We start from the raw sequence: 20,645 nt of genomic DNA, 5'->3' as shown, positions 1-20,645 counted from the left end.
CGACCACGGCGGGCGGCCGCGCGGACGTGCGGCCATGCGGACGTGCGGCTGAGCGGACGTGCGGCTGAGCGGACGTGCGGCGGTGAGGCGTGCGCCCGTGGAGCCGTGCGGCAACGACGGGCTGCCCGAGTCGCCCACGGCGGCGGGCGTACGGCGACGGCACGGGGCGGCCCGGGTCGCCCACGGCGACAGGCGTACGGCAACAGGGACGTACCGAGTGATCCCACGGCGACAGGCGTACGGCGACTGCCTCTGGGCCGCCACCCGGTGGGATGAAATCGCCGGACGGGGCCACCGCCGGCCGCTCGGCCGACCCGTCCGGGCCGACCTGCGACAGGAGCGCGTCAAAATCGGCGGCAGTGGGGTCAATGCCCCGTCATGACGGAAGACCGGCACGACGGCGGGGGCATAACTTCGGGCGTACGGGCGTATGACGCTTACGGCATCCGCACTTCCGCACCGGAGGACACCATGGACAGCCTCACCATCGAGGACGCCGACCCCGAAGAACTCCGCCCGGCAGGGCCGCTCTACGTGCCGGTTCGGCTCGGCTCTGCCGGAGGACACCAACTGCGTTTCCTGCGCGACGAGTTCGGCACGCGCACCGCCGTCGGTTTCACCAGCCCGGACCGTCTGCACGCCGTCCTCGGCCGCGACCAGCGGTGGATCCGGCTCGCCGAACCCGCCCTGAGAGCGCTCTCGGCCCCGCTGGGCGTCGACCGGGTGACCGTCGACCCGCTGCTCGCCCCACCCGTCCCCCGCAGGCGCCACGGCCAGACCCCGCCACTGTGCGCCCGCCGGGACCACGCACTGAGCCACTAGCTCCACGCACGGCCCCGTCGGCCAGTCCGGCCGACCGAGCCGTCGGCGCCGGGCTGCCGGGCTGCCGGGCTGTCGGGCTGTCGGGCTGTCGGGCTGTCGGGCTGTCGGGCTGTCGGGCTGTCGGGCTGTCTATCGCCCGGCCGCGAACTCCGCGAACCGTACGTCGTACGAGGTGGCCGAGGTCATGTCGGCGAGCAGCCGCGCGCCTTCCTCGGCCACTGCGGCACGCACGCCTTTCCCCAGCGTGCCGAACGCCTGCACGGTGAGCAGCGCACCCGCACCCCCGCCGTCGCCCCCGCCCTCGCGCTCGTCGATCCGCCAGATCCCGGCGAGGAAGCCGTCGACGAGAAGGGCGCAGTGGGCCTGGTTGCCGGTCCAGCTTCGCCCCTTGTACTCGGCGGGAATCACGCGGGTGCGGTCGGCGTGCGCGAGCAGCAGATTGTCGAACTCGGGCAGGAAGCGGGGCGGAGCCGGCGTGTCCTCGTCGGGCCGGGCGGCGTCCGGCAGGTCGAAGAGCTCGACCCCGCTCTCGTCCCGGAACACCGCGAGCCGGGGTCGCAGCCGCTCGAAGACGGCCCCGAGCCGGGTGACCCCCGCCCAGGTCTGCATGTCCTTGACCGAGGCGGGGCCGAAGGCGCCGAGGTAGCGCAGCACCGTCTCGTCGGGCTCCGGTACCGGCCCGGGCGCGCGGCCGAGCCAGTGCTCGACCGTGGTGAGCGAGACCTGCCCACTGCGTCCCCACATCCCGCGCGGGGGCACCTGGACCAGCGGCAGGACGCAGCGGGCGGCGACCGAGAGCGCGAACGGGTCGGCGTCCGGCCACTCCTTCAGGAGCGCATCGCGCAGCTCCCTCATGGTGTGCGGCCGCTCCTCCACGAGCGCTCGTACGATCGCGCCGAGCCGGTCCGTTTCCACCCCCACCAGGCCCTTGCGGAAGGCGTTCAGCTCCCGGTCCCGGGCAGCCTGGACCAGCGGGCGCAGGGTGAGCGCGTCGTCGGCGGTGTGGGTGTGCAGGGTGGACCGCAGCGTGACGATCCGCACCACGTCGCGTGCCGCCATCAGCTCTGAGAGCGCTTCCGGGCGGAACCCGGCGAGCCGCGACCACAGGGCGAAGTAGGGCGGCTTCACGTTCTGCGCCTGGAGACCGAGGAGGTGGCCGACGGCATCCTTGACCGAGAGCGCGTCGCTGCGCCGCAGCAGGAGCTGGCGGTCGAGGGTGGCGCGGTTGAGCGCGCGGCGCGAGAGCGGGGGCGCGGAGCTGGTGCCGGTCTTCGAGGCCATACGGGCACGGTACCGAGCATTGCGGCCAGTTCCTGTCCGCTTGGGGCGACCGGAAGCGCGCGGAAGCAGGGGCCGGAGCAGCAGGCCGGGAGCAGCAAGCGGGAGCGGTACCTCGGGCTGGTGCGATTTGAGCCGTATATCCTGCTCCGAGAGCATTCCGAAGGTATCCCGCGGCTCTTGCCCGGGGATTCCGAGGGGTACGGACCGAGGTTCGACAGCCCTTGCGGCTGGCCGCAGAGCGGGAGGCGAGAACGTGCCCGACCGAAGGGACCGCCCCGCGCGGCCGCCGAAGAAGCACGCGTGGCGCAGGCAACCCGGTGTCGCCGACGCCCAGGCGAGCACTGAGCCCGCGCCACGCACCGAGGGCAGCGCGAGGCCGGCCGACGGTGGCGTACCCGCCGGGCACGGCAGGAGCGGCAGCGTCGTGCAGTCGGCCCTGTACCGCGACGGGCGCCACATCGCCTCCCACGACACCCTCGCCGAGACGTTCCGCCGTCTGCGCGAGACGCCCGAGGGCATGGCGTGGATCGGCCTGCAACGCCCCTCCGAGTCCGAACTCCTTTCCCTGGCAGCCGAGTTCGACCTCCACGAGCTGGCGGTGGAGGACGCGCTCGAAGCACATCAGCGCCCAAAACTGGAGCGCTACGGCGACACCCTCTTCGTCGTGCTGCGCGCGGCCCGCTATCTCGACGCCCCGGAGGAGGTGGACTTCGGTGAACTCCACGTCTTCGTGGGCCGGGACTTCGTCATCACCGTCCGCCATGGCGCCGCCCCCGACCTCTCGGCGGTCCGACGCCGCATGGAGGAGGACCCCGACCTGCTGGCCCTGGGCCCGGAAGCGGTCCTGTACGCGATCCTGGACGCTGTGGTGGACGGTTACGCCCCGGTCGTGGCGGGCGTGCAGAACGACATCGACGAGATCGAGACGGAAGTCTTCCGCGGCGACCCCGAGGTCTCGCGCCGCATCTACGAACTCTCCCGGGAGATGGTCGAGTTCCAACGTGCGACGCGCCCCCTGGTCGGCATGCTGCACGCCCTGATGGCGGGCTTCGCCAAGTACGGCACGGAGGAGGAACTCCAGCGCTATCTCCGCGATGTCGCGGACCACGTCACCCACATCAGCGAACGGGTGGACGGCTTCCGCCAGGCCCTGACGGAGATCCTCACGGTCAACGCGACCCTCGTGACCCAGCAACAGAACGCGGAAATGCGAGCGTTGGCGGAAGCGGGCTTCGAACAGAACGAGGAGATCAAGAAGATCTCCTCGTGGGCGGCCATCCTCTTCGCACCCACGTTGGTGGGAACGATCTACGGCATGAACTTCGAGAACATGCCCGAGCTGGGCTGGGGCTTCGGGTATCCGTTCGCGATCCTGCTCATGGCGGTGGTGTGCGTCAGCCTGTACTTCATCTTCAAGCGGCGGCGGTGGCTGTAGACCGGACCGCGACGCGAGGGTCGTAGCCAAGAGCAATGACGACACCATGGCCGTCGTGCTGGATCCCGGTGCAGCCACCGTGATCACGCCGAGGTCGAGGACCGGGGTCTGACTGCGGCTCTTCCGCCGCAACGAGGTGTCCGCGGGCTCGGCGGGTGGTGAGGGCTTCACCATCAAGACCGGACGGATCGCGCGCCACCTGCGCGGACGAGCAGGCTTCACCCTGCTCCGGCACCGCGTCCTCCTCGAACAGCAGCACTCTCCGGCACCACCGAATGCGAGGCAGGGCCAGTCGCTGGACACTCCCGCACTCGGCGTGCGCAGCGGCCGGCGAACCCTGGGCCGTTCGCCGAACCTGCGCCGCCTGAAGTGCTGCGGCCGTGACGGCGTCTGGGCCGCGGACGCCTCGGTTGACCGGGCAGGCCGTGTGCCGGGCTCTGCCGCGGCGGCGGATCGACGTCGGCCGTAGGAGAGCGAGGCAAGATCAAGTGCTGGGCGTCACTGGCTGTCTTGTCGGTCCCCAAGGCAGGCTGCGCGCCATATCTCGGCGGTGAGGTCGAGCATGCCTCGGTCCTGCGCCTCGGCTGCCAGGGCGTAGAGGCGCGCGCGGGCCGTCGGGTCGGACTGTTTGACGCGGATCTGCGCCTTGAGCATCTCCAAGCGGATCCGGTCCCGGAAGTTGAGCCGAACCTTCTCGGTGGCGGCCTGTTCGCAGTGGCGGTCGGCCTCCTCGTACTCACCTCGCACGTAGGCGAGTTGGGCGTGCAGGAAGGCGCACTCCTGCTGGTGCTGCGCCGTGCCGATGAGTTCCAGGGCGGGGCGGGTCTCGTCCAGGTAGCGCTGCGCCTTGTCGGGGGCGGGCGGCAGTGCCTGCAGGGCCAGCGCCGCGGCGGCGTGGCGCAGGCGCATCCACAGGAGCAGGTCATCGCGGCTGGACAGTGCGCTCATCGCCCGCTCCAGGAAGGAGGCGGACAGCTCGTAGTTGCCCCTTCGGGTCGAGACCGTCGCGGCGGTCCATAGGGCCTGGGCCGCCAGCGCGCCGGTCTGGCCGCCGACTCGGGCGCAGGCCTCCTCGCTGATGCGGGAGGCCTCGGCGAGGTCCCCGAGTTCGGCTGTCACTGAGGCGAGCAACAGGCGGCATCGGAGCATGTCGTCGTTGTCGAGGGAGTCCTCGCTGCCGATGCGAAGCGCTTCGAGCGCGGTGATCCGGGCCGAGTCGGCCTCGCCCAGGTCGCGCTGGACGCGGGCGAGGTGCAGGCGCGAGTAGACACGCAGCACGGCGTGGCCGAGCTCGTCCGAGAGCGCCGCCAACTTGGTCAGCGTGGTGCGCGCCTCGGACCGCTCGCCGTCGGCCGTGAGGAGTCTGGCCAGGTGGGCATGGGCCTGCCACTGCAAGCCCACGTCCACGTGCTCGGCGCCGGAGAGCGCCGACTCCAGCATCCGCCGGGCATGGCCCGACTCGTCGCCGACCACGAGCACCGCGGCCAGGACGTCCACCAGGCCCGAGGGATCCGTCGTCTCGAAGGCGCCGGCCGGCACGCCGAGGCGTTCCGCGAGGATGGCGACGGCGCGCTCAGTGGGGGGGCGTGCGCCCGATTCGAGGCGCGATAGGTAAGCGGAGGACATGCCGGGGCCGGTGAGGTCCGACTGGGTCTTCCCGCGCTGCTGCCGGAGTTGCTTCAGTCGGCGGCCGAATGAGGGTTGCGTCAGCATGTCTCGTCCCCAGGCTCGTGTCCGTGTCCCCCTCCCTGACTGGCAATGTTGTCAATCAGGTGCCTGGCAAGTCAAACAGGGAGTGAATTCGCGCTGGGCGAGTGGTGTCACGGCCATTCGATGGACTCCTGCTGCGCCGTGTCCCGCATGGGTTGGCCGCCCTGAGCGACGACGGCCGCGGAGGCGCCCAGGGTGAGTACGGCGAGGGCGGCCAGAAGTATACGACTGATGCGTTGCATGGGGTTTCTCTTCCTCTTCGCCGCCTTGGCCCACGGTTGGGCCGGGCGGCGCGTCGATCGGTCCAGGCGGTGGCCCGAAGCGTCTGATCAGGGGTTACAACCTGAAGGTAGCGAGCTGCCTCGGCTTAGGCAATACATTGACAAGATCTGGCAAGCGCTCTTATGTTCTCGCCATCAGTACGGTTCCGCCGATCACTTTCGATCGAGTGCGGACGTACGTCGCACCCTTCTCGGAAGCGGGGGATCTGGGCATGCCGAACAGTGCTGCCAACCATTCGGCCGAAGCGACTCTGGTGAGTGCCTTCCTGGCGACCGCCGAGCGCCATCCGGAACGCGTCGCGGTCAAGTGCGGTACGGACAGGCTGACTTACGAGGAACTCGAAGCCGCGTCGACGGACCTCGCGGCACGGATCCAGGCGCGGACCGACCAGCCCTCCCGGCCGCTCGCGATCCTCCTGGAGCGCTCCTGCGACATGGTGGTGGCCGCCCTCGCGGCCCTGATGACCGGCTCGTCCTACGTGCCGCTCGACCCGGGAGCCCCGGCAGCCCGCCTGGCCACCATCCTGGAGGACGCGGCGCCCGCGCTCGTCCTCACCACTGCCCGGCTGGCATCCGTGCTCCCCGCCGGGCAGGACGTCCTCGTCCTCGACGGCCCCCCGCAGGAGACGCCGGCCGCGCCCCTGCGGCCCATGACGATCACCCCGGACACCCGGGCGTACATCATCTTCACCTCGGGAACCACCGGCCGCCCCAAGGGAGTCGAGGTCACCCACGGCAACGTCGTGCGGCTGTTCTCCGAGACCGAGTCGCTCTTCGGCTTCGGGCCCGACGACGTCTGGTCGATGTTCCACTCCTTCGCCTTCGACTTCTCCGTCTGGGAAATCTGGGGCGCCGTCCTGTACGGCGGCACCGTCGTGATCGTCCCCGGGGACATCGCCAAGGATCCCGCCCGCTTCCGCGCCCTGCTGCGCGACGAGCGGGTCACCATGCTCAGCCAGACCCCCACCGCCTTCGGCCAGCTGATCGCCGAGGAGCGCGGCCACGCGGACCGGCTGTCCGTACGCTCCGTGGTCTTCGGCGGCGAGGCCCTCAGGTTCTCCGACCTCGCGCCCTGGATCGACAAGTACGGCGACGCCACGCCCGAACTCGTCAACATGTACGGCATCACCGAGATCACCGTGCACGCTACCCACCGCCGTGTGAAGGCCGCCGACCTGGAGCAGGACCGCAGTCTCATCGGCCGCCCGCTGCCGGACCTCGGCATCGAGCTCCTGAACGAGGACCTCACCCCCGTCGCCGACGGGGAGACCGGCGAGATCGTCGTCACCGGACCCGGCGTCGCCCTCGGCTACCTCGGCCGCCCCGACCTGACCGCCGAACGGTTCGTCACCCTCACCGCAGCGGACGGCTCGCCGCTGCGCGGCTACCGCTCCGGCGACCTCGCTCGCCGGCTGCCCGACGGCGACCTCGAATACCGCGGTCGCCGCGACGCCCAGGTCAAGATCCGCGGCTTCCGCATCGAGCTCGGCGACATCGAGACCGCGCTGGCCGCCCACCCGGACGTGCGCCAGGCGGCCGTCGCCGTCAAGGAGTTCGACGGGGAGCGCGAGCTGGCCGGATATGTCGTGCTCGCCGACGGCGCCGCCCTGGACGTGGCGCGGCTGCGCGACCACCTGCTCGCGCTGCTGCCCTCGTACATGGTGCCCGTGGCCTTCCGGGCGATGAGCGAGTTCCCGATGACGGTCAACGGCAAGCTGGACCGCGACAAGCTGCCCGCGCCGGCCGCCACCGCCGCCGGCGCCGGGGCGGCGTCCGCCCGCTCGCTGCGCGAGGAACTGCTGTGCGAGCTGTTCGCGCAGGTCCTCGGCCGCACCTCGGTCACCCCCGACGACGACTTCTTCGCCCTCGGCGGCCACTCCCTCATGGCGATCCGCCTCGTCAACCGCATCCGCGCGGTCCTGGGCCTGGAGGTCGCCGTCAAGGACCTCTTCGACGCCCGTACCCCGGGCTCGCTCGCGGCCCGGGCGCACGCAGGACGCACCCGCCCGCCCGTACGGGCCCGCACCCGCGAGGGCGACGCCCCGCTCTCGTACGCCCAGCAGCGGCTCTGGTTCCTGCAGCAGGTCCACGAGGGCACGGCCGCCTACCACATCCCGCACGCCCTGCACCTCACCGGCGGAATCGACGTGGCCGCGCTGGAGGCGGCCGTGCGCGACGTGGTGGCCCGTCACGAGGTGCTGCGCACCGTCTATCCGCAGCGCGACGGCGTCGCCCACCAGCGCGTCCTCGCCGCCGGCGACGCGCGGCCGGAACTGAAGGTCGTCGAGACCACGCCCGAGCTGGTCGACGAGCAGGTGACGGCCGCCGCCCGCGCCCCCTTCGACCTGACCCGCGACCTGCCGCTCCGCGCCCGGCTGCTGCGCACCGGCGAAGAACAATGGGTCCTGCTCCTCGTCCTGCACCACATCGCGGGCGACGGCTGGTCGCTCGAACCACTGATCCGCGACCTGGCCCAGGCCTACACGGCGCGTCTGGCCGGGGCAGCCCCCGACTGGGAACCGCTGCCCGTCCAGTACGCCGACTACGCGGCCTGGCAGCACGAGCTGCTCGCGGGCGAGGACGACCCGGACAGCCTCGTCTCGCGCCAGCTGGACTTCTGGACGAAGACGCTCGCGGAGCTGCCCGACGAGCTCGACCTGCCCACCGACCGGCCGCGGCCCGCCGGCGGCGACTTCGCCGGCGGCATGGTCGTCGGCGACCTCGACCAGGAGCTGCACACCGCGGTGGCGGCCCTGGCCCGGACCACCGGCACCACCGTCAACATGGTGCTTCAGGCCGCCGTCGCCGCCCTGCTCACCCGGCTCGGCGCGGGCACCGACATCCCGCTCGGCAACGCCGTGGCCGGCCGCACCGACGACGCGCTGACCCCGCTCGTGGGCTTCTTCGTCAACAGCCTGGTCCTGCGCGCCGACACCTCCGGCGACCCCAGCTTCGTCGAGCTGCTCGGGCGCCTGCGCGCGGTGAACCTCTCCGCGTTCGACCACGAGGACCTGCCGTTCGAGCGGCTCGTGGAGGCGCTCAACCCCGTGCGCTCGGCCGCCCGCCACCCGCTGTTCCAGGTGATGGTGGCCGCCCAGAACAGCATGCCGGACGACTTCGGCCTGCCCGGCGTCACCGGCACCGCCTACCCCGTCCTCAGCGGCACAGCCAAGTTCGACCTGTCCTTCAAGTTCGAGGAGCGGCGCGGCGCCGACGGCGAGGCCCTCGGCATCCGGTCCGCCTTGGAGTACAGCACCGCGCTGTTCGACCGCGACACCGCCGAGTCGATCGCCGGCCGCCTCGCCCGGCTGCTGCGCGCCGTCGCCACCGCCCCCGTCACCCGGATCAGCGAGGTCGAGCTGCTGACCGAGGCGGAGCGGGCGTCGCTGGTGCGCTGGAACGACACCTCGACGCGGCCCGCCACCACCGAGCTGACCGCCGAACTGGTCGAACGCCAGGCGGACGCGACGCCGGACGCCGTCGCCCTCACCCAGTCCGGCGCCACCTGGACCTACCGCGCACTCGACGAGCGCGCCAACCAGTACGCCCATCGGCTGCGCGCCCTCGGCGTCGGCCCGGACAGCCGGGTCGCGCTGTGCCTGCGGCGCGGCCCCGAAGCCGTCGCGGCGATCCTCGGCGTGTGGAAGGCCGGCGGAGCCTACGTCCCCCTGGACGCCGAACACCCGGCGGAGCGGCGTGAGTTCATGCTCGCCGACTGCGGCGCCACCGTCCTGCTCACCGAGGCCGACCTCGGCGAAGACCTCAGCCTGCCCGAGCGGGTACGGCTGCTGCGGGCCGACCGCGACGAGGAGCTCGCCGCCGCCGCCGTGCACCGCCCCGCCCCCGTCGCGGGCGCCGGCGACCTGGCGTACATCATCTACACCTCGGGCTCCACCGGCCGGCCCAAGAGCGTCCTGATCGAGCACCGCGGTGTCGCCACCCGCCTCACCGACGTGATCGAGCGCTTCCGGCTCACCCCCGCCGACACAAGCCTTCAGATCACCGCCCTGGGCTTCGACCCCTCCGTCCGTGAGCTGTTCGCGCCGCTCGCGGTCGGCGCCACGGTGGCGCTGCTGCCCGCCGACGGCGCCCGCGACCCGCGCGTCGTCGTCGACGAACTGCGCGCCGTCCGCCCCACGGTGATCCTGTTCATCGTCCCGTCCCTGTTGGAGGCCGTGCTCTCCTACGACCTCCGGCCCGCCGACGTAGCCGCGCTGCGCCTGGTCGGCACCGGCGGCGAGGCGCTGCGTGCCCCGGAGGCGGGCACGCTCCTGAACGAGTGGGGCTGCGAGGTCGTCAACCAGTACGGCCCCACCGAGAACACGATGATGTCGTGCGTCCACCCGGTCACCGCGGCGGACCTCGACGGGCGCATCCCCGTCGGCGGCCCCCTTTCCCACACCCGCGTCCACGTCCTCGACGCGCACCTGAACCCGGTGCCCGTCGGCGTCGTCGGCGAGGTGTACCTGGCCGGCATCGGGGTCGGCCGCGGCTATCTGGGCCGTGCGGGTCTCACCGCCACCCGCTTCGTCGCCGACCCCTTCGGGGGGCCCGGCGAGCGCATGTACCGCAGCGGCGACCTCGCCCGCCGGCGCAAGGACGGCACGCTGGACTTCGTCAGCCGCGTCGACGGCCAGGTCAAGCTGCGCGGCTTCCGCATCGAGCTCGGCGAGATCGAGGAGGTGCTGGCCGAACACCCGGCCGTCGCCCGGGCCGCGGTCGTGGTGCGCGAGGACCAGCCGGGCGACCGGCGCCTGGCCGCCTACGTCGTGCCCGTCGAAGGCACCGAGGCGCCGACCCCGGACGAGCTGCGCGGCCAGGTCGCCGCCCGGCTGCCCGACTACATGGTCCCGGCCGCGTACGTCCTGCTCGATGCGCTGCCGCTGCGCGGCAACGGCAAGCTCAACCGCGACCTGCTGCCGCGCCCCGAGATCGGCGCCACCACCTCCGGCCGGGCCCCGCGCAGCCCGCGCGAAGAGGTCATGTGCCAGCTGTTCGCCGAGGTCCTCGGCCTGCCGCACGTCAGCATCGACGACGACTTCTTCCAGCTCGGCGGGCACTCGCTGCTGGCCGCCCGGCTCATCGCCCGGGTCCGCACCGCCCTCGGGCTGGAACTGTCCATGGTCTCCTTCTTCGAGGCGCCCACCGTCGCCGGCCTCGCCGAGCGGGCCGGCGTCGACAACGGCGCCGCCGCCCTGGAGACGGTCCTGCCGCTGCGCACCGGCGGCGACCTGAAGCCGCTGTTCTGCATCCATCCCGGCGGCGGCCTCGCCTGGAGCTACTCCAGCTTCCTCAAGTACGTACCGGAGAACATGCCCGTCTACGGCATCCAGGCCCGAGGCCTGCTGCACCCCGACGACATGCCCGCGACCGTACGGGAGATGGCGGCCACGTACGTCCAGGAGGTCCGGCGCATCCAGCCCCAGGGGCCCTACCACTTCCTGGGCTGGTCCTTCGGCGGCGTCGTCGCCTTCGAGATGGCCACCCAGCTGCAGGCCGAGGGCGACGGGACGGCTCTGCTCGCGATGCTCGACTGCTACCCGGGCGTGCCCGACCACTACCGCGTCAACGAGCAGAACATGGTCGCCGCCCTCCTCGACCCCGAGCGGCCCGGCGTGGTGCCGCAGGCCGGCTCCAAGGAGATCACCGACGTCCTGGAGGTGCTCAAGCAGGACACCGGTGCGCTGGCGAGCCTCACCGAGGACCAGCTCGTCGCACTGCTGACGGCGATGTCCCACAACCGCCACATCGTCAAGGACCACGAGCCGGAGAAATTCCTCGGGGACGTGCTCTTCTTCCTGGCCACCGAGGGCCGTAACGACGGCGCGCCCATGCCCGACGTCTGGGAGCAGTACGTCGCCGGCCAGGTCACCTGGCACTCCGTCAAGACCACCCACACCGCCATGAACCAGCCGGAGTCGCTGGCCCAGATGGGGCCGGTTCTCGCAGAGGCGCTGGCCGAGACCACCGCTGCCCGGCGCAGCGAGAAGCAGGGGAATGACCGATGACCAATCCGTTCGACGACGAGACCGGCCGCTTCCAGGTGATCGTCAACGCCCGGGGACAGCACTCGCTGTGGCCCGAGTTCGCCGAGGTGCCGACCGGCTGGACGGTGGTCCTGCCGACCGACAGCCGGGAGGCGTGCCTCGCCTATGTGGAGGCGAACTGGACCGACCTGCGTCCCGCCCCCGTCGAGGAGGGCGCACCAGTATGACCAGCGACTTCGCGATCCTGAAGGACCGCTCCGTGCTCGCGCTGTTCGCCGCCAGGTCCACCTCCCTGCTCGGCAACGCGATCGCCCCGATCGCGCTCGCGTTCACCGTGCTGCACCTGCCCGGCGGTTCCCCGACGATGCTCGGCGTCGTCCTGGCCGCGCGGCTGCTCAGCCAGGTCACGTTCGTCCTGCTCGGCGGGGCGATCGCCGACCGGCTGCCGAAACTGCGCGTCATGGTCGGCGCCGACCTGGCCGCCGGCCTCACCCAGGGGCTCGCCGCCGTCCTGGTCATCACCGGGCACGCCACCCCGTGGATGCTGGCCGGCTTCGCGGCCCTCGCCGGAGCGGCGACCGCGCTCTTCGAGCCCGCCTCGCGCTCCGCGATGCCGCTGCTCGTCTCGGGCGACGACCTGCAGTCCGCCAACTCCCTGCTCAAGCTCTCGATGCGGGGCGGCGGCATCCTCGGCGCCGCCCTGGGCGGTGTGCTGGTCTCCACCATCGGGGCCGGGAACACCATGGTCGTGCCCGCTGCGACCTTCACTCTGTCCGCGCTGCTGCTGCTCGGCGTCAAGGTCGCCCACCAGCCGCCGCCGTCCGACGCGCCCACGCTGATCCGGCAGATCCGCGAGGGCTGGCAGGAGTTCACGGCCAAGCAGTGGGTCTGGGTGATGGTCTCCCAACTCGCCTACGTCAACGTCCTGCTCGCCGGCAGCTTCTACGTCCTCGGGCCGGTCATGGCCGACCGGTCGCTGGGCGGGGCCGGCGCCTGGAGCGTGGTGCTCATCGCGCAGGCCCTCGGCTTCATCGTGGGCAGCGTGGTGGCCATCAAGTTCCGGCCGCGCCGCCCGGTGCGCGCGGCCGCACTCCTCACCATGGGCTTCCCGCTGTCGGTGCTGCTCATGGCCGCCGAGGCACCGCTCGCCGCGATCGCCGCCGCCACCTTCCTGGCCGGCATCGTCATCGACATCTACGAGGTCCTGCTCGACACGGCGCTCCAGAAGAACGTGCCGCCGCACGCCCTGTCGCGCGTCATGTCGTACGAGTCCCTGGGCTCTTTCGCCCTGGTGCCGCTGGGCATGGCGGGCGCCGGTCCGGTGGCCGACGCCGTGGGCGTACAGACCGCGCTGTACGGAGCCGCCGCGCTGATCATGCTCGCGGGACCGGCCGTCCTGCTCCTGCGCTCGGTGCGCACCGTGACCGACGTACCCGAATCGGAGGCCGGGCACGAGGCCGGGGCCGAGGCCGCAGAGAAGAGCAAGGCATGACCGCATCCGCCCACGCCGCCCCGACCGCCCCCGCGAAGTTCCCGCGCTCCCTGCTGCGCAAGCCGTCGGACGACGCGGCCGCCCGCGTCTTCTGCTTCCCGTACTCGGGCGTCGGCGCCTCGATGTTCAACCAGTGGCCGCGGATGATCGGGGACGTCGAGATCTGCCCCGTGCAGCTGCCCGCACGCGAGAACCGCTTCCGCGAGGCCCACTACGGCACCTACCAGGACCTCGCGAAGAACCTCGCCGACGAGCTGCTGCCCTACCTCGACCGGCCGGCCGTGTTCTTCGGGCACTGCGCGGGCTCCCTGCCCGCCTTCGAGACCGCGCTGCGCCTCGCGGAGCTGGGCGGACCGGTGCCGCGCGAGGTCGTCGTCTCCGCACAAGTGGCCCCGCAGGACTGCCCCAAGGACCGGTTCCTGGACATGACCGACGAGGCGCTCGGCGCCGAGCTGTCGGAACTCGTCGTCGCCCGCGGCGGCGAGGCGCACCCCATGCTGATCGAACTGACCCTGCACGTGCTGCACCAGGACCTCGACGCCAACCGCCTCTACCACCGGCCGGAGCCGGCCCGGCTGCCCTCCGCCGTCACCGCCCTCACCTGGAGCGAGGACCCGGAGATCGAACCCGCCGAGCTGACCGGCTGGCAGGAGTGGTCCGAGCAGGTCACCTTCACCGAACTGCCGGGCGCGCACTACGCGTTCCTGAACGCCCCGGCCGAACTGACCCGGCTGCTGCACTCGCTGGCCCTGCCCGGCGCCCCGCTGCCCGCCGTGGCCGTCTCCTCGCCCGTCGAAGGACACCACTGATGACCGACACCATCGACTCCCTGTTCGCCCGCCTCGCGGCCGAACACCCGCACCGCACCGCGGTCACCGGCGACGACGCCACGCTGACGTACGCCGAACTCGACGCCCGCGCGAACCGGCTGGCCCACCGTCTGCGCGCCGAGGGCGTACGCCCCGGCGAGGTCGTCGCCCTCGCCGCCGGCCGCGGCGCCGCGACCGCCGTCCACCTGCTCGCCGTCCTCAAGGCGGGCGCGGCCTACCTCGGCCTCGACCGCCGCCAGCCGGCCGCACGCCGCGACCTGATCCTGCGCGACGCCGCGGTCCGCGTGGTGCTCGCCGACAAGGGCGCCGCCGACGACCTCGGGGACGCGTACACCGTGCTCGTCCCCCTGGACGAGCCCTCGGAGGAGACGGAGCCCGGGACGGCCCCGCCGGCGCCCGTCGCCGACGGTGACCGCGTCGCCTACGTCGCCTACACCTCCGGCTCCACCGGCACCCCGAAGGGCGTGTGTGTCCCGCACCGCGCGGTGCTGCGCCTGGTGCGCGGCGCGGACTTCCTGACCGCCACGCCCGACGACGTGTTCCTGCACTTCGCGCCGCTCGCCTTCGACGCCTCCACGCTGGAGATCTGGGGCGCCCTGCTGAACGGCGCCCGCCTCGCCGTCGCGCCCGACGGCGACCTCTCCCTGGAAGGACTGCTCTCCTTCGCACGGGAGGAGCGGGTCAGCGTCATGTGGCTGACCGCGGGCCTCTTCCACCAGGCCGTGGACCTCGGGCTGCGCGACCTGCCCGCACTGCGCCAGCTGCTGGCCGGTGGCGACACCCTCTCGGCCGCACACGTCGACCGGGCGCTCGCCGCGCTCCCGCACACGGTCGTCGCCAACGGCTACGGGCCCACCGAGAACACCACGTTCACCACCGTGCACCCCATGACCGAGCCGACCGGGGCGCCGGCCGTCCCCGTCGGCCGGCCCGTCTCCGGCACGGGCGTCCTGCTCCTCGACGAGCGGCTGAGCCCCGTCGCCGACGGCGAGACCGGCGAGATCTACGCGACCGGCACCGGCCTCGCCCACGGCTACCTCGGCAACCCGGGCCTGACCGCCGCCCGCTTCGTCGCCGCCCCCACCGGTGCCCCCGGCGAGCGCATGTACCGCACCGGCGACCTGGCACGCCGCACCGCCGACGGCACCCTGGAGTTCCTCGGCCGCGCCGACGGCCAGGTCAAGGTACGCGGCTTCCGCATCGAGACCGGCGAGGTCGGGGCCGCGCTGACCGCCCTGCCTGCGGTCGCCCGCGCCGAGGTCGTCGCCCCGCGCGACGGCTCCGGCGCCCGCCGGCTGATCGCCTACGTCGTCCCCGCCGACACCACGGCCCGGCCCTCCGCGCTCCAAATACGCACCCGGCTCGCCGAGACCCTGCCCGCCTACGCCGTCCCCTCCCTGGTGCGCGTGGTCGACGAGCTCCCGCTCACCCCGAACGGCAAGGTCGACCGCACCGCGCTGGAACAGCGCTCCGTCCAGGAGCGCCCCGAGGTCAACGCCTCCCACCGCGCGCCCGAAGGCGTCCTGGAGCAGGCCGTCACCGGCATGTGGTGCGACCACCTGGGACTGGAGGGGATCGGCGCCGACGACGACTTCTTCGAGCTCGGCGGGCACTCGCTGCTCGCGGTGGCGCTCATCGCCGAACTGCACCGCGAGTTCGGCGTGGAGATCTCCCCGATCTCCTTCTACCTCGACCCGACCCCGGCCGGACTGGCCCGGTCCCTGACGCAGGCGGGAGTGACCAGGTGAAGCTGACCGACGTCACGGCCGCCGACCGGGCCGCGGTCGACCTGTCCCGCGTCGACCTGTTCGACGCGGCCTACCACGCCAAGGGGGATCCCCACGCCGCCTGGGCCGTGATGCGCGAGCGGGCCCCGCTGCACCGCAGCGAACTGCCCGACGGACGCGCCTTCTTCAACGTCACCCGCTACCACGACGCCTGCCGGGTCCTGGGCAGCCACCGCGAGTTCACCTCCGAGCGCGGCAGCCTGCTCAGCCAGCTCGGACACGACGACGCCGCATCCGGCCGGATGCTCGTCGCCACCGACCCGCCCCGCCACAGCGAACTGCGCCGCCCCCTGAACAAATTGTTCACCGGCCGCGGCCTGGCCCGCAGCGAGGACCGCATCCGCGAGGCCGTGCGCTCCCTGGTCGCCGGCGCCCTCGACGGGCCGGTCTGGGACCTGGCCCAGCAGGCCACCATGCTGCCGATGGCGATCGCCGGCGCCTTGATGGACCTGCCCGAGCCGGACTGGAAGGACCTGGTCCAGTGGACGGGCATGGCCGCCGCGCCGCAGGACCCGGTGTTCACCATCCGCAACCCGCACGCCACCCTCGCCATCGCGCACCACCAGCTCTTCGAGTACTTCGCCACGCAGTACGAGGCCCGCAGGGGCACCGACGGCGACGATGCCTTCCGGCTGCTGATGACCATGCGGGACGGCGAACTGACCCGCGAGGAGGTGGTCGTCAACTGCTACAGCCTGCTCCTGGGCGCCAACGCGACCACCCCGCACACCGTGGCCGGCACCGCCCTCGCCCTGATGGAGCGCCCCGACCAGCTCCGCGCCGTGCGCGAGAACCCCGGGCTGATCCCCTCGCTCGTCGAGGAGGGGCTGCGCTGGACCTCCCCGGCCAGCAGCTTCCTGCGCTATGCCGTGGACGATGTGGAGATCGCCGGGGGTGTGGTGCCCCGGGGCGAGGCCGTCGCCGTGTGGGTCGGCTCGGCCAACCGTGACGCCGACGTCTTCCCGGACCCGTACCGCTTCGACGTCCGCCGCTCCGACAACCGTCACATCGCCTTCGGCTACGGCGCCCACTACTGCCTGGGGGCGACCGTGGCACGCCTCACCCTGCGCCTGTTCTTCGAGGAAGTCCTCGACCGGTTCGAGGAGTTCGTGCCGGCCGGCGAACCGCAGCACCTTGTGTCCAACTTCGTCGCGGGCTTCACCAGCCTTCCGGTCCGCGCCGTACCGCGCCGCGTCGAAGCGGTGGCGGGCCGATGAACGAGAGGAACCCCCACACCATGGCGCAGTCCGCGACGGACCTGACCGCCCTACTGACCGGCATCGTCGGCGAGCAGCTCGGTGGCCAGGAGGTCGACCCCGACGACGACTTCTACGCCCTGGGCGGCGACTCGCTCATCGCCTTGCGCGTCGTCTCGGCCGTGCAGGAGCGGGGCATCGCGATGACCCTCAAGGACCTCCTCTTCCACCCGACCGTCCGCGAGCTGGCCGACCATCTCGCGACACAGGCCCCCGCGCCCGCCGCCGCCCCGGCGCCGGCCGTGGAGCGGGACGCGCTTCTCGACCCCAGCGACCGCATCCTCGTGCCGGCCGGCGTCGCGGCGGCCCTGCCCGCCTCCGCCCTCCAGGTCGGCATCATCTACCTGTGCGAGACCAGCGGTGACCCGGAGCTCTACCACTCCATCATCGGCTGGGAGACCGTCGCCGCCTTCGACGAGCAGCTGTTCCGCGAGGCCCTGGCCGAGCTGTGCGACCGCCACGCCGCACTGCGCACCTCCTTCGACCTCGGCACGTACTCCGAGTCGGTGCAGCTGCAGTGGGAGAAGGTCGAACCCCCGCTGACCGTCGAGCGGATCGGCGACGACAACCCGGCCAAGGGCCACGTCAGCATCCGCACCTGGAGCCGCGAGGGCCTGACCCTGCCCATCGACTGGAGCCGGGCGCCCCTGTTCCGCTGCCACGTCGTGGCCCAGCCCGACTCCTTCCACGTCGCGATCGCCAGCCACCACGCGATCGTCGACGGCTGGAGCTACGGTCGGCTCATCGTCGACCTGCTGGAGCTGTACGCCGCCAAGCTGCGCGGCGAGGACGCCGAACTGCCGCGGCCGCCCGTCACCGGCGAGCACGACTTCATCGTCGCCGAGCGCGAGCTGCTCGCCTCCGCCGAGGCCGCCGACTTCTGGCACGGGCAGGCCGACAGCGAGCCGCTGCTGTTCTCCCGCGGGCAGTTCCACGGCGCGGCCAACGCGGTCGCCGGAGTCGAGTTCACCGTGCCCGGTGTGGTGCTCGACGGCATGCGCGCCACCGCCCGCGACGCCGGCGTCTCGCTGAAGTCGCTGGCGCTCGCGGCCCACGCGCGTGCCCTGTCCACCTGGACCGGCCGCGACGACGTGGTCAGCGGTGTCGTCGTCAACACCCGCCCGGAGCGGCCGGGCGCCGACCTGATGGTCGGCCTCTACCTCAACACGGTGCCGCTGCGACTGACGGACCTCGGCGCGCCCCTGCCCGAGCTGGCCCGCAGGGCCCACGCGTCGGAGCGCGACGGAGCGCCCTACCGTGCCTTCCCGCTCGCGCAGATCGAGAGCCGCCTGGGCCGGCCGCCCTTCGACGTGACCTTCAACTTCATGAACTTCCACGTCTACGGGGACCTGGACGGCACCCAGGGCCTGCGGACCCGCGACTGGTGGGTGAAGGGCAAGCCGAGCTTCCCCTTCCGTGTCGACTTCGAGGTCGACGGCGCCGAGGCCGGCAGCCGCGTCACGGTCGCCTACGACCCCGCGCTGCTCGACGAGGCCCGCGTGCGCGAGTACGCCCGCCACTTCGAGGCCGCCCTCACGGCCGCCGGAGGCACCGCATGAGCGAGCGGCGCCGCACCCTTGCGGTGCTCTACGACGACGGCGCGGCCTCCGCGGGCGAGATCGGGGTCGGCCTGGCCGACCTCGGGGACATCGTGTTCCTGCTCCCGCCCACCGGCCACGCCGAACGGCTGCGGCCCGTCCTGGAGAACTTCGGGACCGTCGTGCCGCTCACGGGTACCACGGAGGGGGACATCGCCCTGGCGCGGGACCTGGCGCCGGACGCGGTGGTGACCTACAGCGAGCGCATGGTCCGCAGGACGGCGGAGATCGCCGAGGCGCTGGGCCTGCCGTCCCACACCCCGGAGGTGGCCGCGACGGTCACCGACAAGATCCGCCAGCGCCGGGTGATGCGCGACGCCGGCGTCGACAAGGTCCGCTCCCACCCGCTGAGCTCACCCGACGAGTGGCCGCGGGTGTACGACGCCGTGGGTCTGCCCGCCATCGTCAAGCCGGTGCGCGGCGGCGGCAGTCGCGACACCTACGCCGTCACGACCGCCGCCGAGATGGAAGAGCTGCTGCCGCGGCTTTTCCCCGAGGGCACGGAGGCCGCGTACACGGTCGAGGAGCTCTTGCAGGGCGTGCCGAGCGCGCCCTATGGGGACTACGTGTCCGTGGAGAGCGTCTGCACGCCGCAGGGCGTGCGGCACTTGGCGGTGACCGGCAAGTTCCCGCTGCTCAAGCCGTTCCGCGAGCTGGGCAGCTACTGGCCCTCGCACCTGCCGGCCGATGTCCTGGCGGAGGTCACCGACCTCACCACCCGCGCCCTGGACGCCCTCGGAGTGCGCTACGGCATCACCCACACCGAGCTGAAGCTCACGGCCGACGGCCCGCGCATCATCGAGGTCAACGGCCGGCTCTCGGGCCATCTCAACCTGATGAGCCGCCGGGTCTGCGGCGTCGACATGGTGCGCCTCGGCGGCCTCCTCGCCCTCGGGGACACCTCGCAGATCCCGGAGTTCGACTACGGCGGCCGCGTCCACTTCCTGTTCAACACCATGGCCCCGGTCGAGCCGTGCCGGCTGGAGGCGATCCACGGGGCCGAGGACGTGCGCAAGGTCGAGGGCATCGACGGCATCCGCCCCTACGTCCGCCCGGGCACCGACCTGGCCGGCGGGGTGATGACCACGCCGCTGGACGTCATCTGGGGCTCCTGCGCCGACCACACGGCGATGCTCGACGCCCTGGAGGAGGCGCTGCCGAAGCTGACGTACGTCTTCAGCCGAGCTGACAGCACCGTGCGCGAGGCGACCGCCGCGGCGCTCACCGACGTGAGCGAGGCCGGCGCATGACGGCCGCGGTGGGCCCCAGGACCTGGCTGCGCAGGTTCCACACCACGCCCGACCCGGCGACCCGCCCGGTCCAGCTGGTGTGCCTGCCGCACGCGGGCGGCGCGGCGGGCTACTTCGTCCCCCTCTCCGCGGAACTGTGCGAGGTGGCCGACGTACTGGCCGTCCAGTACCCCGGCCGCCAGGACCGCTGGCACGAACCCGCCGTGGACGACCTCCACGAGCTGGCCCGGCAGGTCGTCGCCGCGCTCGAACCGGCCCTGGACGACCGCCCGGTGGTGCTGTTCGGACACAGCATGGGCGCCCTGGTGGCGTACGAGGCAGCCCGCCTCCTGAACCCCGCGCGGCTGTACGTCTCCGGATGCCCCGCCCCCTCGCGTGGCGTCGAGAGCGAGCAGGAGATCACCGACGACCAGGGCATCCTCGACGACCTGCGGGCGCTCGACGGCACGGACGCCGAGCTGCTTTCCGACCCCGCGCTCCTGGAGCTGATCCTGCCCGCGCTGCGGGCGGACTACCGGGCCGTACGCACCTACAGCTGGCGGCCGGGCCCCGAACCGTCCTGTCCGCTGACCGTGCTCACAGGCGACCGTGACTCCCGCACCCCGGCGGACGCGGTCATGGAATGGAAGCGGCACGGCACGAAGGACATCCGCTTCCACGCCTATGCGGGCGGTCACTTCTACCTCACCGAGCACACCCGACAGGTGGCGGAACTGATCGCCGCCGACCTCGCCTGAACCCTGAGAGGTGATCCGTCCCCTGTGATCGTGTCACCGGGACGGACCACGATGACGGTCACCACCCACCGGGACAGCGACCCCGACGGCCCGACCAGGATCTACGACACCCGGCGCCACACGGAGCAGCCCGGCTTTGCCGGGGTCGGCAACGGTGAACCGGCCCCGCACACGGAGCG

13 protein-coding genes are annotated in these 20,645 nt (G+C 72.5%); 11 read left to right on the top strand and 2 right to left on the bottom strand.

Annotation, left to right across the window (positions count from 1 at the left end; genetic code table 11):
• The first annotated feature begins 378 nt into the window (after positions 1 to 378).
• Complete coding sequence (locus ACFYNP_RS04155; RefSeq protein WP_388782448.1) at positions 379 to 822, top strand: SAV_915 family protein; 444 nt, start codon at positions 379 to 381, stop codon at positions 820 to 822.
• A 129-nt stretch (positions 823 to 951) separates the two neighbouring features.
• Here the strand turns inward: ACFYNP_RS04155 and ACFYNP_RS04150 are convergent, their stop codons facing one another.
• Positions 952 to 2,103 carry a winged helix DNA-binding domain-containing protein gene (locus ACFYNP_RS04150; protein ID WP_388782445.1) on the bottom strand — a complete coding sequence of 384 codons (1,152 nt, stop codon included), beginning with the start codon at positions 2,101 to 2,103 and terminating at the stop codon, positions 952 to 954.
• A gap of 253 nt (positions 2,104 to 2,356) precedes the next feature.
• On the opposite strand from ACFYNP_RS04150, the gene ACFYNP_RS04145 reads away from it, so the two are divergent.
• On the top strand, positions 2,357 to 3,538 hold the full coding sequence (locus ACFYNP_RS04145; protein ID WP_388782442.1) for a magnesium and cobalt transport protein CorA: 1,182 nt from the start codon (positions 2,357 to 2,359) through the stop codon (positions 3,536 to 3,538).
• Positions 3,539 to 4,036: 498 nt separating this feature from the next.
• On the opposite strand, the gene ACFYNP_RS04140 is transcribed toward ACFYNP_RS04145, so the two are convergent.
• On the bottom strand, positions 4,037 to 5,251 hold the full coding sequence (locus ACFYNP_RS04140) for a helix-turn-helix domain-containing protein (RefSeq protein ID WP_388403569.1): 1,215 nt from the start codon (positions 5,249 to 5,251) through the stop codon (positions 4,037 to 4,039).
• 490 nt (positions 5,252 to 5,741) lie between these two features.
• On the opposite strand from ACFYNP_RS04140, the gene ACFYNP_RS04135 reads away from it, so the two are divergent.
• The 9 genes from ACFYNP_RS04135 to ACFYNP_RS04095 are packed head-to-tail and all read left to right on the top strand — an operon-like array spanning position 5,742 to position 20,466.
• Positions 5,742 to 11,537 carry an amino acid adenylation domain-containing protein gene (locus tag ACFYNP_RS04135; RefSeq protein ID WP_388782440.1) on the top strand — a complete coding sequence of 1,932 codons (5,796 nt, stop codon included), beginning with the start codon at positions 5,742 to 5,744 and terminating at the stop codon, positions 11,535 to 11,537.
• Positions 11,534 to 11,743: an MbtH family protein gene (locus ACFYNP_RS04130; RefSeq protein WP_388403563.1), complete on the top strand. Its 210-nt coding sequence runs from the start codon at positions 11,534 to 11,536 to the stop codon at positions 11,741 to 11,743. Before ACFYNP_RS04135 ends, ACFYNP_RS04130 begins: the two co-directional genes overlap by 4 nt.
• The gene (locus ACFYNP_RS04125; protein WP_388403560.1) at positions 11,740 to 13,008 is read left to right on the top strand and encodes an MFS transporter; all 1,269 of its coding nucleotides are present in this window, start codon (positions 11,740 to 11,742) and stop codon (positions 13,006 to 13,008) included. The genes ACFYNP_RS04130 and ACFYNP_RS04125 overlap by 4 nt, the downstream gene beginning before the upstream one ends.
• The gene (locus ACFYNP_RS04120) at positions 13,005 to 13,817 is read left to right on the top strand and encodes a thioesterase II family protein (protein WP_388403558.1); all 813 of its coding nucleotides are present in this window, start codon (positions 13,005 to 13,007) and stop codon (positions 13,815 to 13,817) included. Before ACFYNP_RS04125 ends, ACFYNP_RS04120 begins: the two co-directional genes overlap by 4 nt.
• Positions 13,817 to 15,586: an amino acid adenylation domain-containing protein gene (locus ACFYNP_RS04115; RefSeq protein ID WP_388782437.1), complete on the top strand. Its 1,770-nt coding sequence runs from the start codon at positions 13,817 to 13,819 to the stop codon at positions 15,584 to 15,586. The genes ACFYNP_RS04120 and ACFYNP_RS04115 overlap by 1 nt, the downstream gene beginning before the upstream one ends.
• The gene (locus ACFYNP_RS04110; protein ID WP_388782434.1) at positions 15,583 to 16,842 is read left to right on the top strand and encodes a cytochrome P450; all 1,260 of its coding nucleotides are present in this window, start codon (positions 15,583 to 15,585) and stop codon (positions 16,840 to 16,842) included. The genes ACFYNP_RS04115 and ACFYNP_RS04110 overlap by 4 nt, the downstream gene beginning before the upstream one ends.
• A 20-nt stretch (positions 16,843 to 16,862) precedes the next feature.
• Complete coding sequence (locus ACFYNP_RS04105) at positions 16,863 to 18,440, top strand: condensation domain-containing protein (protein WP_388782431.1); 1,578 nt, start codon at positions 16,863 to 16,865, stop codon at positions 18,438 to 18,440.
• Entirely contained in the window at positions 18,437 to 19,729 is a 1,293-nt protein-coding gene (locus ACFYNP_RS04100) for an acetyl-CoA carboxylase biotin carboxylase subunit family protein (RefSeq protein WP_388403547.1), read from the top strand. The genes ACFYNP_RS04105 and ACFYNP_RS04100 overlap by 4 nt, the downstream gene beginning before the upstream one ends.
• The gene (locus ACFYNP_RS04095; protein WP_388403544.1) at positions 19,726 to 20,466 is read left to right on the top strand and encodes a thioesterase II family protein; all 741 of its coding nucleotides are present in this window, start codon (positions 19,726 to 19,728) and stop codon (positions 20,464 to 20,466) included. Before ACFYNP_RS04100 ends, ACFYNP_RS04095 begins: the two co-directional genes overlap by 4 nt.
• Positions 20,467 to 20,645 lie beyond the last annotated feature (179 nt).

This window comes from Streptomyces sp. NPDC006691 (genome assembly GCF_042869955.1).
Lineage (GTDB): Bacteria > Actinomycetota > Actinomycetes > Streptomycetales > Streptomycetaceae > Streptomyces.
This window is presented reverse-complemented; position numbering and strand designations above follow the sequence as displayed.

Coding starts and splice junctions, on each gene's coding strand:
- ACFYNP_RS04115 (WP_388782437.1), top strand. CDS start 13,817: ATGACCGACACCATCGACTCCCTGTTCGCCCGCCTCGCGGCCGAACAC.
- ACFYNP_RS04105 (WP_388782431.1), top strand. CDS start 16,863: ATGGCGCAGTCCGCGACGGACCTGACCGCCCTACTGACCGGCATCGTC.
- ACFYNP_RS04140 (WP_388403569.1), bottom strand. CDS start 5,251: ATGCTGACGCAACCCTCATTCGGCCGCCGACTGAAGCAACTCCGGCAG.
- ACFYNP_RS04130 (WP_388403563.1), top strand. CDS start 11,534: ATGACCAATCCGTTCGACGACGAGACCGGCCGCTTCCAGGTGATCGTC.
- ACFYNP_RS04150 (WP_388782445.1), bottom strand. CDS start 2,103: ATGGCCTCGAAGACCGGCACCAGCTCCGCGCCCCCGCTCTCGCGCCGC.
- ACFYNP_RS04120 (WP_388403558.1), top strand. CDS start 13,005: ATGACCGCATCCGCCCACGCCGCCCCGACCGCCCCCGCGAAGTTCCCG.
- ACFYNP_RS04135 (WP_388782440.1), top strand. CDS start 5,742: ATGCCGAACAGTGCTGCCAACCATTCGGCCGAAGCGACTCTGGTGAGT.
- ACFYNP_RS04100 (WP_388403547.1), top strand. CDS start 18,437: ATGAGCGAGCGGCGCCGCACCCTTGCGGTGCTCTACGACGACGGCGCG.
- ACFYNP_RS04125 (WP_388403560.1), top strand. CDS start 11,740: ATGACCAGCGACTTCGCGATCCTGAAGGACCGCTCCGTGCTCGCGCTG.
- ACFYNP_RS04155 (WP_388782448.1), top strand. CDS start 379: ATGACGGAAGACCGGCACGACGGCGGGGGCATAACTTCGGGCGTACGG.
- ACFYNP_RS04095 (WP_388403544.1), top strand. CDS start 19,726: ATGACGGCCGCGGTGGGCCCCAGGACCTGGCTGCGCAGGTTCCACACC.